The sequence below is a fragment of the Paraburkholderia azotifigens genome (genome assembly GCF_007995085.1).
GTDB lineage: Bacteria > Pseudomonadota > Gammaproteobacteria > Burkholderiales > Burkholderiaceae > Paraburkholderia > Paraburkholderia azotifigens.
Window position 1 is genome coordinate 2505453 of the sequence record NZ_VOQS01000001.1, and the last position, 16119, is coordinate 2521571.

Genomic DNA, 16119 nt, shown 5'->3' on the forward strand with positions numbered 1-16119 from the left:
CCCATCGGAAGCGGCAGGAAAGCGGCGCGGGATGGGCCTGAGGCAACGCCAAGCAGCCGTTCTGGCGAGATGTTAAAGTGCCCGCTACTGAAAATTCCGCCGAACGTTGTCGACCGCGCCCAAGCAGCACAGTGCGGCGCATGGCGGCCGACCATGTTCGACCCGCATCAATGCCAAACACGACACCCACCCGCACGACCGACGCGCTTCTGCACCGCCTGTCCGTGCTGACTTCCGGTCCGCAGCGCGACGCGTTGACGACTGGTTTGCGCGGCATCGAAAAGGAAAGCTTGCGCGTCCTGTCCGATGGCCATCTCGCGATGACGCAGCATCCGCGCTCGCTCGGCTCGGCGCTCACGCATCCTTCGCTGACCACCGACTATTCGGAAGCGCTGCTCGAACTGATCACGCCGGCCGAACACGACGCATCGACCACGATCGAGCGTCTCGACACGCTGCATCGATTCGTCTATTCGGCTATCGGCGACGAAGTGCTGTGGAACAACTCGATGCCTGGGCTCCTGCCCGAAGACGACGAGATTCCTATCGCTCGCTATGGCACGTCGAACATCGGCAAACTGAAGTATGTGTATCGCGTGGGTCTCGCTTTGCGCTACGGACGCACGATGCAATGCATCGCGGGCATCCATTACAACTATTCGTTGAACGAAGAAGTGTGGCGGCTGCTGCGCGCCGACCAGAAATCGACGGCCAATGCCGTCGATTTCCAGTCCGACCGCTATCTTGCGCTGATCCGCAACTTCCGCCGCACGAGCTGGCTTCTGATGTATCTGTTCGGCGCGTCGCCGGCGCTCGACGCGCGCTTCCTGCGCGGCCGTCCTCACACGCTCGAAACGTTCGATGCCGATACGCTCTACCGTCCGTACGCGACGAGCCTGCGTATGAGCGATCTCGGCTATTCGAACACGACGGCGCAAGCCGCGCTGCACGCCGACTACGACACGCTGCCCGGCTATCTCGACGCGCTCGCGAAAGCCGTCAGCCAGCCGTATCCGCAGTATGAGGCCATCGGCACGCAGCGCGACGGCGAGTGGGTGCAGATCAACACCAACGTGCTGCAGATCGAAAACGAGTTTTACTCGACGATCCGCCCGAAGCGCGTCACGCATCCCGGCGAGCGCCCGCTGCATGCGCTCGCTGCGCGCGGCGTGCAATACGTCGAAGTGCGCTGCATGGATATCGATCCGTTCGAACCGACGGGCATCGCACTCGAAACGGCGCGTTTCCTCGACGCATATCTGCTCGTGTGCGCACTCGACGACAGCGCACCGCTGCCGCCGCCCGCATACTGCGAGGCAAACCAGAACTTCAGCCGCGTGACGATGGAAGGGCGCAAGCCAGGCCTCGAACTGATACGCGACGGACAACCGGTCAAGATGCTCGACTGGGCCAACGAGCTGCTCGCGAAAATCGATCACGCGGCCGCCGTGCTCGATTCGATTCGCGGCGACGACAGCCACGCGCGTTCGGTTGCGGCGCAACGCGCGAAGCTTGCGGACGCGTCGTTGACGCCGTCGGCCCGCGTGCTGCAGATCATGCGCGACAAGCAACAGAGCTTCCTCGAGTTCGGCCTCGCGCAGAGCATCGCGCATGCGGAGTTTTTCCGCGCACGTCCGCTCGACGAAGCGCAAACGCAGGAGTTCACCGCGCTTGCCGCCGAATCGCTTACTGGACAGACGAAGCTCGAGCGGGAAGAAGTCGGTTCGTTCGATGCATTCGTCGCCGCATATCGCGCTTATACGTTGAACCGCTTCAGCGTCTGAGGCGAGCGCCGTCTCGCGCATAACGTAGGGAAAAAGGGCAGCTTGGCTGCCGCCTTTTTTGCGCGCACAGAGCGGGGTTGGAAATTGCTGCCCAGCACGGTGCGCTGCCCGGACCTCGCTCGCGCTTCATGCTCGCGGCATGAAACGCAGATGCGACGTCGCGGTCCAACCCTGTATAACACAGCGCTTTGCCGCTCGAACAGACGCCAGGGAGGAACCGGGTGATGAACAAGAGTCTGATAGCCGCGCTTTGTGTCGTGGCCGCCGGCTGCACCACGCGCGGCAGGTCAATCCCGACGTCATGCAGATCGCCACCGCGCCGCTCACCTGCACGAGCAAGAGTCAATGCGATGCGTGGTGGGCGCGCGCACACACGTGGGTCACGACACATTCCCGTTACGAAGTCGCGACCTCGACGGATACGCTGATCCAGACAGCCGGTCCTGATGGCGGCAAGCGCGCGCTCTCATTCGAAATCACGAAGACGTCGAACAACGACGGCACTGCCACGATCGGCTTCGCTGCGCATTGCGACAGTTCGCTCGGCTGTAAGCCGAATCCATGGGAGGCGGGCGCAGACTTCAAGGCGTTCGTGCGCAGCGGTTCTGCCGATGTGGCTTCGCCGTCGGCGGGATCGGCAGGATCAGGTGGTCAGTCGACGACTTCTCCGACAGGCGAGCCCATCTCGCAATAAGACGGAATCTTCCAGCTCAACGCTTCCTTTAAGACTTCTCCGATTGGTGCTGAGACTAGCTCCTCATATCGTCTCGACACATCAATTTACTTTGCGAGAAGTCTCATGTTCTTTCGTATTGTCACGGCGATGGCCTGCGCTGCAGGTATCGCCGGCTGCACGGCGTATTCCGGTCCCACCCATAACACCGATATCGTCACCCTGGCTAACGGCGCCAAGGCGTATCGCGTCCAATGCCTCGGACTGCTGGAAAGCTCTCAGTCCTGCATGGACGAAGTAAAGCGAATCTGCGGCGACAAGCCGGCTACGCGCATTTTGACGGTCGATCACGTCACGTCGGATCTCAAGTCCGAAAACGATCCGCGCGAAATCACCTTCCAATGCTCGACGCCCGTCGTCGAGCAACCCGTCCAGCCGGCGCCCGTTGCCGTCGCGCCTGTCGTGGCGCCCGCCGTCGCATCGGCACCGGTGCCCGCGCATCTTGCACCCGCACGCAAGATCACGTTGCACGGCGACGCGACGTTTGCGCTCGGCAGCGCAACGCTCACGCCCGCTGCAACGGCCAAGCTCGATGACTTCGTCGCGGCGAACCAGGGCGTCGACATCGACCGCCTGACGATTGCCGGCTACACCGATTCGACGGGTTCGTCCGAGCTGAACAATCGCCTGTCGGCGGCACGCGCGCGCTCGGTGCAGGGCTACCTGGCAACGGCGGGCGTGCGTGCATCGACGTGGGACGTGCAAGGCTACGGCAGCGCATCGCCGGTCGCGCCGAACACGACGGCTATCGGCCGTGCGAAGAACCGGCGCGTTGATATTCAGATCGACGGCAAGTAATTCTTCTTCGCGAAGTACCGGCAGCGGCGGCGTCAATGACCCATTGACGCCGCCGCGCCTTTTTGCGGCTTCGTGATCCATACGAGACAGGCGAGCACGACGAACGCTGCACACGAAATCCGGAAAAAATCGTTGGTCGCCATCATGTAGCCCTGCTGCGTGACGATCTCGTTCAGTTGCGCCGTCAGCGCCTGTCCCTTGAAACCGAGCGACGTCAGCAGATCGCTATAAGACGCCGTGTTCGACGAGTAGGCGCTCACTGATTCCGACAGCACCGCATGGTGATAGATAGCGTCGTTTTCCCAATACGTCGTGCTGATCGCCGTGCCGATTGCGCCCGACAGCGTGCGCAGAAAATTCGATAGCCCGGATGCGCTTGCCAGCCGTTCGTCGGAAATGCTGGACAGCGTGATCGTCGTCATCGGCACGAAGAAGCAGGCGACGCCGATGCCCTGCACGAGCCGCGGCAGGATCACGTGATTGAACGGCACATCGAGCGTGAACGTCGAATTCCATATCGATACGACCGCGAACACGACGAACGCAAAGCTGGCGACGATCCGCAGATTGAGCCGATGCATATTGCGTCCGATCATCGGCGACAGCACCAGCGCAAGCAGACCGACGGGCGCGGTCGCGAGACCGGCCTTGCCCGCCGTGTAACCCATCACCGTCTGCAGCCAGAGCGGAAAGATCACCACCGATCCGAAGAACGCCATGAAGCCGAACGAGATGATCAGCGCTCCCAGAGCGAAATTTCGATCCTTGAAGAGCGACAGGTCGACGACGGGTTCTTTCTCCGTCGTCTCCCACACGATCATGAACGCGAGCGACGTCACCGCAATGATCGCGAGCGCGACGATGAAGGTCGAATTGAACCAGTCGCGATCCTTGCCGAGGTCGAGCACCATTTGCAGGCATGCCACGCCGATCACGAGCAACCCGAGGCCGATGCCGTCGATGCGTTGCCTGCTCGTCGGCGTTTCACGTCCGCGCAGCAGAAAGTAGGCGCACGCCGCAGAAAAGAGACCGATGGGGAGGTTGATGTAAAAGATCCACGGCCACGTGTAGTTGTCGGTGATCCAGCCGCCCATCACGGGACCGAAGATCGGCGCGACGATCACCGTCATCGCCCATAAGCCGAGCGCGAGTCCGCGTTTTTCCAGCGGATAGGAGCGCATCAGAATGGTCTGCGAAAGCGGCACCATCGGGCCGGAGACCAGCCCCTGGAGCAAACGGAACGCGATCAGCGACTCGAAGTTGTGAGTGAAGCCGCAAGCCGCCGATGCCATCGTAAAAAGCAGCACCGACAGCGTGAACAGACGCACCTCGCCGACCCGCCGCGCGAGCCAGCCGGTCAACGGTACGGCAATCGCCGACGCCACCGAATACGACGAGATGACCCAGGTGCCCTCGCTGGTCGCGACGCCGAGACTGCCGGAGATCGTCGGCACCGCGACGTTGGCGATCGACGTGTCGAGCACTTCCATGAAGGTGCCGAGCGCGAGGCCGACGGTCAGCAGCGGAGCGTGCCGCCCGTGAGCGGAGCAGGAGCAGGGGCTAGGGCGGCCGGTTGAGCCGGTGTAGCGGTGATGGGCGACGTCGAATCGGCTGTTGTATCGCCGGAAGCGGGTACGGAAGCAGTCATGCGCGTGCTCTCCTGATCACGTTGAGCTATCAGAAACTTGCCGTGACATGAAAATGACACTCGTTTTTTGCCGTACTTTCATGTTCCGACACTCTCTGCCCAGACAGATATATTCGCAAAACAAGGCCGCGCAAGGGCGCGGCCGCTTATCGTTCGTCGCCCGGAATCGACGAACCGGGTGCGTCTTCGTCGCAGGTTATTTCCGCCCCGCATCCGCCCGCGCCGTTGCCGCTGTCGATCCCGTTCGCAATGAAGCGGCCCAGCAAATCGATCAATGTCGCGAGGTCGGTGTCGGAGAAGCCGCGCAACTGTTCGTTCAGCACGTCCGCGCCGATCCCCGGCAGCTGCGCCGCAGCATGCTGGCCCTGCGCCGTCAGGCCGAGCTTCACGACGCGCCGGTCGGTATCGCTGCGCGAGCGTGCGATCAAGCCTTTCTTTTCAAGGCGATCGAGCATCCGCGTCATCGATCCGCTGTCGTACGACATGGCCCGCGACAACTCGAACGGCGTCGCGGCGCGCCCGGACGAAAGCAGCAAAATCACGCCGATCTGCTGGGTCGTCAGCCCGAGATGCGCGACCGCGCGGTCCGTGCGGTCGACCAGCACGTTACGCGCTTTCGTCAGGTAGTAGCCGAGGCTCGACTCGAGGTGAATCGACTCCGGCTGGTAGGGACCGTCCGTCATGAATGGTGTGTTCTTGAGATTGCGCGAGTCGCGCGTGTCGCGCGGATTGCCGGGATTCTATCTGCCCAGGCAGTGATGTCAACCGGGCGCTAAAAAACAACACAAGACCATGCTGCGACGCACAGTATCTTGAAAATTGATTGCATGGTCAATATTATGTCCGACAACGAGTTACGCGATCCGCGTCATCGGAGACCATGTTCTGACCGCACTTGCGTGCGCCTACTTTTGCCGGCGCACAGAGGATTCCCGCGATGCTGTACCTGAAAAACACCCTTGGCGGCTGGAGCCGCTCCTTCACCGATTCCGCACTGCAAACTTTCCAGGGAGCCAACCGCTGGTGGAAAGTGGCGCTGTATGCGGTAATTTTCGTCCTGCCGGGCGGATCTCTCGGGGTGTTGCTCTTCGCGTGGTTCGAACATCGACGCTCCCGCAGCGTCAAAACGCGGGCCATGAAGCCGATAGCGCTGCTTGCCGCTCCGCTCAAAGCCCGTGCAGCGGGCAACAATCAATCGATCGCTCCCGCCGCGACAGTCTGCCAGACACGTCCCGACGCGCCCGCTTGCCGCGCGGCCGCAGGCAAACAGGCTCGTCAGACGAACGCCGACCCGCGCGCCTGAATGCGACGCGCGTCGTCTCGCCGCGAAAGCCGCCCCACGGGCGGCTTTTTTGCTTCTACGACGAGTACGGCGCACATCCTGAGCCACGGCGTAACAGCGCGTAACCGTCGCTTCACCGTCGGTAACACACGCTGGGCGTGCCCGGCATTACTCTTCTGGTTTCCTCGCCGGGCGACGTGTGAGCTACCATTCGAGCCATCGCGATCACGCACCGGACATCGCGCAAGCAGGAGCCTGGCGCTCGTCCCGGCGCAGCGCGCCATCCGAATCGACAGGAATTCATTTGCATGCAGTTTGATCGAACTTCGCGCGCCCGCGCCGCTGTCGCGAACTTCGCGGGGCCACGCGTCCTGAACATTGCCGTTTCCGCCGCGCTGGCGTTCGCGCTGGCCGGCTGCGCGGTCGGTCCCGACTACAAGCGGCCGTCCGTCGACATTCCGGCTTCGTACAAGGAAGCCGCCGACGGCTGGAAAGTCGCGCAACCCGCCGACCAGCACGACCGCGGCGCATGGTGGTCCATCTACAACGATCCGCAACTGAACGCGCTCGAAGACAGGCTCAACGCATCGAACCAGAGCATCGCGCAGTTCGCCGCCGCATACCGGCAGGCTCGCGCGCTGGTCGGCGAAGCGCGCGCTGCATATTTCCCCGTGATCAGCGGCTCGGCCAGTGCGACGCGCTCGCGCACGCCGAGCCGCACTTTCAGTGGCTCGGTGACGGGCGGAGGCGGCGGCACGACGTCGTCGCTGAGCAGTTCGGGCACGATCAGCAACAGCTACAGCCTGTCGCTCGACGCCACCTGGGAACCCGACCTGTGGGGCAAGGTGAGCCGCACCGTTGCCGGCCAGCAGGCGGGTCAACAGGCGGCCGCCGCCGATCTGGCGAACGCGCGCCTGTCCGCCCAGGCGACGCTCGCGCAAACCTACTTCAACACCCGTTCGCTCGATGCGCAGCAAAAGCTGCTCGACGACACGGTCGCCGCGTACCAGCGCTCCCTCACGCTCACGCAGAACCGTTACGCGCAGGGCGTCGCCGCACGCTCGGACGTAATCCAGGCGCAAACGCAGCTGCAATCGGCGCAGGCGGCCGCTATCGACAACGGCGTCGCGCGCGCGCAGAACGAGCACGCGATCGCCGTGCTGGTCGGCGAACCGGCATCCACGTTCTCGCTGCCTCCCGCGCCGCTCGATGCCGTGCCGCCCGTCGTCCCCGCGCAACTGCCGTCCGCGCTGCTCGAGCGGCGTCCCGACATCGCTTCGGCCGAACGCAAGGCCGCAGCCGCGAACGAACAGATCGGCATCGCGATCGCGGCGTTTTTCCCGACGCTCACGCTTTCCGCAAGCGGCGGCTTCGAAAGCTCGGTGTTCTCGCAACTGCTGCAAATGCCATCGCGGTTCTGGACGCTCGGACCGCAGCTCGCAGGCACGATTTTCGACGCCGGTCTGCGCAAGGCGCAGACGGACGCCGCGCGCGCCGCCTACGATCAGGACGTCGCCACTTACCGGCAAACGGTGCTGACGGCATTCCAGGACGTCGAAGACAACCTCTCGTCCCTGCGCATCCTCGAACAGGAAATCACCGTGCAGGAACAGGCCGTCCAGTCCGCCCAGCAGGCGCTCGATATCGTCACGAACCAGTACAAGTCCGGCACCGTCGACTACCTGAACGTGCTGACGGCGCAGACCACCGCGTTCACGGCGGAACAGAAACTCGCGAGCATCGCGGGTCAGCGGATGGTGTCGTCGGTGGGGCTGGTGAAGGCGCTCGGCGGCGGCTGGGAGACGTCGCAGATGAACCGCGAAACGGGCGATGTCGCGGCGCCTGCGCCCGCTTCCGAGCCCGCCATGCCCGTCGCGGGAGCATCAGCCACCGCAGGCTGAACGCAAGCAACCGTTATCCGCTTCGACGCAAACGGCCGCCATGCGCAAACATGGCGGCCGTCGTTTTTTCGGGCAGCAAACGTCGTCAGTGAGCGAATGTCAGGGCAACCTGACCGGGCCCCATCGGACGGCCGAGCAGATTCAGCAGCCCGGCGAGATTGTCGACGGCGTCGGGCGTCGTGCTCGCGATGCCCGTGAACGACGTCGATGTCTCGCTGATCGTGCCGTGACCGTTGAGCAACAAGGGTCCTTTGGTCGTCGACAGATCGAGCGCGCCCGACGCGCCCTGCGCCTGGAACACCACGCGATACGACCCGAGCGGCTTTACCCGCGACACGCGCGAACTCATGTCGTTGAGCGTGACGATCAGCTGACCGAACGCCTGCCGATTGAAACTGCGCCAGTCGGTCCACGTGAGCCGCACGTCGCCTTGCAGATCGAGTGTGTTGAAGGGCGCGCCAAGGCCGGCGAGCAACGACGCCGGTACGGCAATGCTGCCGCCCGACAGCGTCGCGCTGCGCAGCGTCGCATCGACGAAAACGGGATCGGGCATCGCCTGGCTTTGCCGCATCTGCATTCGCACGCGGCCCGTGAAAAGCGGCCAGAACGACGTGCGCCATTCGATACGCCCCGGCAGCAGCGTCGCCGCCTCCGCACCGGGTCCGGCGGCGAGCATCAGCGAAGCCGAACCGTGCCACAACGACCCCGACGGATCGACCAGATTGACGTGCCCTTGAGTCGCCTTCGCGAACTGCGGCGTGATCCACGCGGCGGGCGCCATCACGAGCAGCACCAGCACGTTCGCGATCAGCGCGACGACCAGCCAGGGCAGCGCGGCGCGCAATCGCCGCATCCAGAAACTCATGCGCGATCCCGTGGCAGCGCCGTCATTTGATGGACGCCGGCTGGAGCGACGCTGTCAGATCGACCTGTCCGTCCTGCTTCAGCCCGGTCACGTGCGCCTCGGACACCTGCACCTTGAACTGCTTGCGCGCGTCGTCGAGCCATTGCGTCCAGGCGGGGAACGATGCGTTCTTCAGCTGGATCTGCACCGCATTGCCGATGACCTGCACCTGCGTCGCGGCGAGGCCGTGATCGTTGAGCGACGCGGTCAGCGCGTCCTTCAGCGCGCCGCCCGTCGGCGCGACTCCCTGAGCAGACGCGGACAGCGCGCGCGCTTCGTTCGCTTCTGCCGTCATCTGCGAAAGCTGCCGCTGCAGGCTCGGAATCGATTCGCGCAGCCGCGCGCGGCCTTCCTGCGCGGGCGCCCACAGCACCGACCAGACGATCACCACGGCCAGCACCGCGCCGCCCCACGTCAACAGCCCTTTTTCGCGCACCGTGCGCGCTTCCCAGAAGCTCGCCCACGTGTTCAACAGTTCTGCTTTCATTGTCCGTTCCTGATCGTCCACTTGCCCGTGTTGCTGTCGATCGCGCCGTTCAGACCGTTACGCGTCAGACGCTGCTGGAAGTCCGGATCGACCTTGACCTCGGGCTTGAACGTCACGTCGATGCGCCGGTCGTGATAGTCGAGCGCGGCAAGGCCGTTGACGGGAATCGGCCCGAGCGAGCGAGCAAGGCCATCCGCCAGCGACAGGAAATCGTCCGGCGACAGTTCGCCCGCCGCGACGCGCAATTGCTGCAACTGGCGCGCCATCTGATCAGGCGCGTCGAGCACGACGGTCGTCTTCGGAAACGTGTTGAGCAGCAGTTCCGTCATCTGCGCGCTGATCGCATCGCGCTGACGCGACAGCATCAGCCACTGCACATTCGCTCCGATGATCGCCACCAGCACCGTTCCGGCGAGCAGCCACAGCGGCAGGCGCAGACGGCGCAGCGTCGCACGATCGAGCCGCCACGGCTGCACCGCGAACTCGAACTGCGCAAGGTCGAAGCGGCATTGAATGGCATTGCGCGCGAGCGTTTCGAACGACAAAGGCAGCGCGCCCGCGACGGTCGGTCGTCCCGGCTGCGCGGTCGACGCCATGCGCGGCTCGCTGCCGGGCATATCGACGAGCGTGTACATCGTCACGGGCGAATTGCCTGCCAGCGCCGCGACCGTCGCGCCGACGGCCGCTTCGGGCACGGCCAGCCCTTCGCCGAGCGGGCCGCGCGCGAGCGCCAGTTCGACGCGAGGCGGAGCGGTATCGACCGCGCCTTCGCCCAGTACGGCAGCCGTAGACGACACGACACGACCGAGCACGGCGGCAACGACGGGCGTGATGTCGACAGCGGCAGGTTCCTCGGGCGGCGGCGCGGAATCCGCGCCCGCGGCAACGGCTTCTTCCGCGCGCAATTCAGTCGCGGCAACCGCGGCGCCAAGCGGCTGCGGCAGACAGCGCGCGACGGGCACCGCCTTCACATTGCGATGACCGGCCACCGCAAACGTCTCGAGGATGAAACGGAACCAGCCGCGATCGACGATCGCGAGCACATGACGGTTTCCGTCCAGTGATTGAGGATCGAGCGCGATGTGCGTCGTCTGCGGATCCTGGATCAGCTGATCTTCGACGACGTTCGGCAATGCCTGACGCAAGCGCGGTCCTTTGAGCGGCGGCACGGCCGCAGCGAGCATCAGGCAGTCGCGCGCGGCAAGCATCAGCACGGTCGAGCCCGCGCGTGGCAGCAAACCAGGCGCCGAGCGGCCGGCGCGCTGGATGCGCCCCGATTTGTCGAGCAGCAGAAACGGCAGCTCCGGCAGTTGCCATTCCTGCGACGGCACCGCCGGATCACGCGGCGGCAGAAGAACGATCAGCGTGCTCAAAGGCCACTCTCTCGGGAAAATGCGTGGTTCATAGTTGGTCTCGTCCCCATACGATACGCGTCGTATGCGTCAGTGCGTCGCGATAGACAAGCGTGGTGCGATCGACTTCCGCGCGCTCGTGCTCGACGCGTCCGTGGACAAGGAAGTAGCTGGTATTGACGTCGAGCTGGTTCGGATCGAATACGAGCTGCTGTACGCCTGCGCCGCGCAGTGCGAGCTGCACGTCGCCGACGTTGTGAAAGAACACCGTCTCGCGACGCGCGACGAAGGCCTGCGCACTCGACAGATTCATGCCCGGCACGACGGCCGCGACCACCTCGGCGGGCGCGGTGTTCATGTTGACGGGCGTCGCCGTGGGCAGCACGGTCACGAACGGACGCAGCCGCGCGACCATTTCCGGCGTGAAGCCGGGCACGTCGAGCAACGAATCGACGCCCGTCATCTGCAGCGGCGCGACGGGCGCGTTCTCTTCCGTGTCGTTGATGCCGGGCTGATTCGTGTAGTTTCCGCCGCCGGCAGCGCCGCCTTGCACCTGCTGCGTGGGATCGACGGGTGTGCCGGGATTGACCGCCGTCTGAAAGCGCGTCGCCGATTGCCGCAGACCCGCGCGCAATTCCAGCGCGGTGTTTTTCGCGAGCTGTCCGTTAATGCCGAGCAGTTGCAGCAGGCGCTGGAACGCCTCGATCTGCTGGACATTCAGCGTCAGCGCGCCGGGCACCGCGGTCGAAACCAGATTGCGCAAGTTGAATTTGGCCTGCGCGTCCTCGATGGAACCGGAGATGTACGTGGCCGCACCTTGCTCCGCACGGACCTCGCCGATCTGGCCGAGAAAATCCGACAGCCGCGTGCGCGCAATGGGCACGCCCCAGACGCCGCCGAGCCAGGTGACGCCGGCCGACGTATCGCCTTCCGAGCGCAGGATGAGGCGTGTCCAGTCGAGCGCGCCACGCGACACCCAATGCGCCTGCGCGAGCAGCCGCTGGTTTTCGATGCGCCGGATCTGGACCTGCTGCCGCCACAACATGCCCGAGACGAGAATGGCCGACAGCGCGACGACCAGCAGCGCGCTGATGATCGCGGCGCCGCGTTGTGCAGCGGGCGTCGAACGGGAACGGGCAGGGCGAAAGCGCATGATCAGATCTCACTCTCCCACGAGAAAAACCCGCGTCACGGGCCGCGCGAGCGAATTCGCGCCAATACTTACCTCGAGCCCCGTCACCGACCTCGGCAGCGGCGCATTGCCGAGCTGAGGCACCTTCAGATTATTGTCGTTCTCCGTGATCGCCGCCTGCACGTCTTTCATCTGCGTCGTCCAGCCGACTTTCGGCACATACATCCGCGCGGAAATCGCACCGACGCCGCCGATCAACGGCACGGAATTCCAGTCTCCGTTCTCCGATCCGCCCAGCGCGCGCCGCACCTCGCCGATATTCGCGAGCGGCGGCGATGCATAGCGGACGATGCGTCCTTCGATGATTCTGTACCGCACCACCACGAGCCGCGGCGCAGCGCCCGGATTGCGCATGTACCGCACGATCTGCAGCGTATTGCCGTTGACCGCGACGGCCGGTTCGCCCGCTTCGTCGTCGGATGCCGAGTTGCGCACGTCGATGCGCACCTGGTCGAAAAACTGCGCGAACACGCGCTCGTCTTCCATTGCGTTTGTGATCGTCTGCCGTCCGCGAATGATCTGATCCAGACCGCGCCACGACAGCACGGCGATCACGGCCAGAATCGCAATCGCGACGAGCAGCTCGATCAGCGTGAAACCGCCCACCGTCTTTCTCGACAGCGGCGAACGGCGAACACGCGGCATTTCGTGCTCAGAGCGAGCGATTCGTTTCATTCGCGATCACCGTCACCATCTGCGCGAGGTTGCCCGGCCGGCCGGGCGACGTCACTGACACCTCGACGCGTCGAAACACCGGGTTCGGCGTCGCGCTCACGTTTTCCGTGCAAATCAGTTGCAGGTTGCCCTGCGAACAGTCGAAACTCTGCGACCCGACTTCAGGCCATGCATGCGTCAGATGCAGCTGGGCGAGCGTGTTGTCCGCGCTCCAGCCCGCCAGCAGCCGCCGATGCAGATCCGCTTCGCCCGTCGCAAGACTGCCGACGGCGCGCAGCGACGCGGCCAGCGCCACCGCGATGATCGTCAGTGCGACCAGCACTTCGATCATCGTGAAGCCTTCCTGCCTGCCTCGGCTCACGTTATTCACCGCGCCGCGCGAACGGCGAACACGACGCGCACACGGCATCAGCGCACCTCGTAACGGCCATTGCCCGTGCCGACGATGGTCACGCGTCCCGCAGCGGAGAACAGCGTGATCTGCACGGGCGTATCGACGGCTTCCGTGCCGAACACGATGCGATCCGCCTGCGTGTTCGAACCGGGATAGTCGATCGCCACGCCCGTCACGCCGCCTTCCCAGCGGCGCGGTCCGAGCAGGTCGTCGCGCAGCGGACGCCAGCCGTCGTTCGTATGGATATCGAAACGAAAGCCGCCTTCCAGCGGCAGCCAGGAAATGGGGCGCGCGCGCACCTGCGCTTCGTCGCCCGCCGATTCGAACAGCAGCGCGAGCCGCTGCGCTTCCTCGTTCAGATCCGTACGCGGATTGCGCGTCAGCGACAGTGACGCCAGCGATACCAGCAAGCCCGCGATCACCAGCACCACCAGCATTTCCAGCAGCGTGAAGCCACGCTGACGCGCGCTCGATGCCCGCAGCTTCGCGTAAGCACCGGCGCCATCGGCGCCGAGGGTCTCGCGAAACGCGCAGGGCATGCAGTCGTGCAGTCGCATGGTGCCGGTTACGATCGGTATCGATACAAGAAGCGGTGTCGAGCAAGACGCTGCTTATTGCCACGAGCCGACGTCGGCATCGTTGCCTTCGCCGCCCGCCTTGCCGTCCGCGCCGTAGCTGAACACGTCGATCTCGCCATGCACGCCGGGGTTCAGGTACTGATACTGGTTGCCCCACGGATCGTTAGGCAGACGCTCGAGATAGCCACCGTCTTTCCAGTTGTTCGGCACGGGATCCGTCGACGGCTTTTCGATCAGCGCGCGCAAGCCTTGCTCCTGGGTCGGATAGCGGCCGTTGTCGAGACGATAGAGTTTCAGCGACTGCATGATCGTGCCGATGTCCTGCTTCGCGGCAACGCGGCGTGCCTCGTCCGGACGGCTCATGATCTTCGGCACGATCAGCGCAGCCAGAATGCCGAGGATCGCGATCACGACCATGATTTCGATCAGCGTGAACCCGCGTTGGCGACGTGTGCGCATGGCCGCGATTTCGTTGCGGCGAGTGGTCCACATTTGCATAGCTTGCTACCTCTCCAGGATTAAGGGTCGATCGATCGGACGTCACGCGATGCGCCGAGAATTCGGCACTCTGCACGTCCGTTCGGTCATTTTAATGTCATGCAGTTGAAGGGTTTTCGTCCACCGTTCCCTATACCGCAAAATTCACAATAATCCGTACAATGACACGCATGAACGCACTCCAGATCCGCCTGATTTCGCTCGCCGTCTTCGCCGTGTTCTGCGCGACGCTCACTTACTGGATCGTCACGCTCACGTCGCATGCCGGCGCGCCCGTGCCCGCTGCCGCCGTGCGCCCGCCCGTCTCGACGGATCAGGCGGCCGTGCTGTTCGGCGGCCAGCTGACGCGCACCGCAAATCAGGACATCCATCTGTTCGGCATCCTTGCCCTGACCGAAGGCGCCGCCGCGATCATCAGCACGGGCGGCGAACCGCCGCACGCTGTCTCGCTCGGCAGCAACATCATGCAGGGCGTGAAGCTCGGCGAAGTGCGCGCCCGGTCCATCATCATCGACCGCAACGGCTCCCGCTCCGAAGTGTTTCTTCCCCAGAACGCGCCCGGCCCCACCATCTACGTGCGCTGATTTCATTCTCTGCCGCGCCGATGCGATCTGAAACTATCGTCGCGGCTTGCAACTCTTTCGTGCGCTTACGCCGACGGTAGCCAGCTCCGTCACTGCACCAGGTTGTTCAACTCGATGATCGGCAGCATCACCGCAAGCACGATCACCAGCACCACACCGCCCATCGCCAGAATCAGCAGCGGTTCCAGCAGGCTCGTCAGGAACATCGTGCGACGCTCCAGCTCGCTCGCTTCGCCTTCGGCCGCGCGGTCGAGCATCGACGTCACGTCGCCCGTTGCTTCGCCCGAACGGATCAGATGCACCAGCACGGGTGGGAAGGTCTTCGTGTTGCCCAGCGCCCGCGACAACGACGTGCCCTCGCGCACGCGCACGATGGCGTCGTCGATATTGCCGCGCATTGCGCGATTGCTGAGCGTTTCGCTCGCGGCCTGCAGCGCCCGCAGGATCGGCACGCCTGCTGCAGTCAGAATGCCGAGCGTGCTCGCAAAGCGCACCGTGTTGTAGCCGCGCACGAGCTTGCCGACGAGCGGCGCCGTCAGCGTCCAGCGATCGAACGCGAGGCGCGGTCCCGGCTGCGAAAGTATCGAGCGCACCGCGAACACGACGATCACCACGGCGATCAGCATCGCCCACCAGTAATTCCGCACGAAGCCCGACAGCGCCATCATCATGATGGTGAGAAACGGCAGTTGCTGCTTCGTGCTTGCGAACACGTTGACGACCTGCGGAACCACATAGCTCAGCAGGAACGTGACGATGCCGAACGCGATGATCGTGACGATGGTCGGATACGTGAACGCGAGAATGATCTTTTGCTTGAGCGCGTTGCGTTGCTCGATGTAGTCGGCAAGACGCGACAGCACAAGACCGAGCTTGCCCGTATGTTCGCCCGCTGCGACGAGCGCGCGGTAGATGTCGGGAAAGTCCTTCGGATGCTGCGAGAGCGCATTCGCGAGCGAATGGCCGCCGAGCACTTCCGCGCGGATCGCGGCCATCAGTTCGCGGATGTAATCGCGCTCTGATTGCTCGGTCAGCACGGAAAGCGCTTCATCGAGCGGCAGGCCGGCGATCAGCAAGCTGGCCAGTTGCCGCGTGAGAATCGCCTGTTCGCGTTGCGACAGCTTGCGTCCCAATGACAGACGGTGGCTACGCTCGCCGCGCGTGCGCGTCGCCGCCGGTTCGACGACCAGCGGCGTGAGACCTTGCGTGCGCAACTGCGTGCGTGCGCCGCGCGCGCTGTCGGCGTCGAGCACGCCTTTTTGCGCCTTGCCTGCGGCGTCGATCGCTTCGAAGCGGAATGCAGGCATGC

At 64.3% G+C, this 16119-nt stretch carries 15 protein-coding genes and 2 pseudogenes; 6 read left to right on the top strand and 11 right to left on the bottom strand.

What is annotated here, in order from left to right; genetic code table 11:
* Positions 1–170: 170 nt before the first annotated feature.
* The 3 genes and pseudogenes from gshA (at position 171) to FRZ40_RS11135 (ending at position 3315) form a co-directional block, all read left to right on the top strand.
* Positions 171–1784 (top strand): glutamate--cysteine ligase, encoded by a 1614-nt coding sequence (gshA, locus tag FRZ40_RS11125; protein WP_028363942.1) that lies wholly within the window; start codon positions 171–173, stop codon positions 1782–1784.
* Between the two features lie 224 nt (positions 1785–2008).
* Positions 2009–2478, top strand: a pseudogene (locus FRZ40_RS11130) (hypothetical protein).
* A 105-nt stretch (positions 2479–2583) separates the two neighbouring features.
* Positions 2584–3315, top strand: coding sequence for an OmpA family protein (locus FRZ40_RS11135; protein ID WP_147234141.1), 732 nt, complete (start codon positions 2584–2586; stop codon positions 3313–3315).
* Positions 3316–3347: 32 nt separating this feature from the next.
* Here the strand turns inward: FRZ40_RS11135 and FRZ40_RS11140 are convergent.
* A pseudogene (locus FRZ40_RS11140) lies at positions 3348–4909 on the bottom strand (DHA2 family efflux MFS transporter permease subunit).
* Positions 4910–5109: 200 nt separating this feature from the next.
* A complete protein-coding gene (locus FRZ40_RS11145) occupies positions 5110–5646 on the bottom strand; it encodes a MarR family winged helix-turn-helix transcriptional regulator (protein ID WP_147234142.1) in 537 nt (178 codons plus the stop codon).
* 254 nt (positions 5647–5900) lie between these two features.
* On the opposite strand from FRZ40_RS11145, the gene FRZ40_RS11150 reads away from it, so the two are divergent.
* Together FRZ40_RS11150 and FRZ40_RS11155 are read left to right on the top strand one after the other, a co-directional pair.
* The gene (locus FRZ40_RS11150; protein WP_147234143.1) at positions 5901–6266 is read left to right on the top strand and encodes a hypothetical protein; all 366 of its coding nucleotides are present in this window, start codon (positions 5901–5903) and stop codon (positions 6264–6266) included.
* A 287-nt stretch (positions 6267–6553) separates the two neighbouring features.
* The gene (locus FRZ40_RS11155) at positions 6554–8146 is read left to right on the top strand and encodes an efflux transporter outer membrane subunit (protein WP_147234144.1); all 1593 of its coding nucleotides are present in this window, start codon (positions 6554–6556) and stop codon (positions 8144–8146) included.
* Between the two features lie 85 nt (positions 8147–8231).
* Here FRZ40_RS11155 and FRZ40_RS11160 read toward each other — a convergent pair whose 3' ends face one another.
* From FRZ40_RS11160 to gspG, 8 genes are all read right to left on the bottom strand, one after another.
* Positions 8232–9011, bottom strand: coding sequence for a type II secretion system protein N (locus FRZ40_RS11160; protein ID WP_028363949.1), 780 nt, complete (start codon positions 9009–9011; stop codon positions 8232–8234).
* A 22-nt stretch (positions 9012–9033) separates the two neighbouring features.
* Positions 9034–9537, bottom strand: coding sequence for a type II secretion system protein GspM (gspM, locus tag FRZ40_RS11165; RefSeq protein WP_028363950.1), 504 nt, complete (start codon positions 9535–9537; stop codon positions 9034–9036).
* A complete protein-coding gene (gene gspL, locus FRZ40_RS11170) occupies positions 9534–10910 on the bottom strand; it encodes a type II secretion system protein GspL (protein WP_147234145.1) in 1377 nt (458 codons plus the stop codon). Before gspL ends, gspM begins: the two co-directional genes overlap by 4 nt.
* A gap of 28 nt (positions 10911–10938) precedes the next feature.
* Positions 10939–12042, bottom strand: coding sequence for a type II secretion system minor pseudopilin GspK (gene gspK, locus FRZ40_RS11175; RefSeq protein WP_193566985.1), 1104 nt, complete (start codon positions 12040–12042; stop codon positions 10939–10941).
* Between the two features lie 9 nt (positions 12043–12051).
* Complete coding sequence (locus FRZ40_RS11180; protein ID WP_028363953.1) at positions 12052–12756, bottom strand: PulJ/GspJ family protein; 705 nt, start codon at positions 12754–12756, stop codon at positions 12052–12054.
* A complete protein-coding gene (gene gspI / locus FRZ40_RS11185; RefSeq protein WP_051446211.1) occupies positions 12734–13165 on the bottom strand; it encodes a type II secretion system minor pseudopilin GspI in 432 nt (143 codons plus the stop codon). Before gspI ends, FRZ40_RS11180 begins: the two co-directional genes overlap by 23 nt.
* Positions 13165–13689: a GspH/FimT family pseudopilin gene (locus FRZ40_RS11190; protein ID WP_240057137.1), complete on the bottom strand. Its 525-nt coding sequence runs from the start codon at positions 13687–13689 to the stop codon at positions 13165–13167. Before FRZ40_RS11190 ends, gspI begins: the two co-directional genes overlap by 1 nt.
* A gap of 72 nt (positions 13690–13761) precedes the next feature.
* Entirely contained in the window at positions 13762–14226 is a 465-nt protein-coding gene (gene gspG / locus FRZ40_RS11195) for a type II secretion system major pseudopilin GspG (RefSeq protein ID WP_028363956.1), read from the bottom strand.
* Positions 14227–14396: 170 nt separating this feature from the next.
* Between gspG and FRZ40_RS11200 the strand changes: the two genes are divergently transcribed.
* Entirely contained in the window at positions 14397–14810 is a 414-nt protein-coding gene (locus FRZ40_RS11200) for a type II secretion system protein N (RefSeq protein ID WP_028363957.1), read from the top strand.
* 89 nt (positions 14811–14899) lie between these two features.
* On the opposite strand, the gene gspF is transcribed toward FRZ40_RS11200, so the two are convergent.
* Entirely contained in the window at positions 14900–16117 is a 1218-nt protein-coding gene (gene gspF / locus FRZ40_RS11205; protein ID WP_028363958.1) for a type II secretion system inner membrane protein GspF, read from the bottom strand.
* Positions 16118–16119 lie beyond the last annotated feature (2 nt).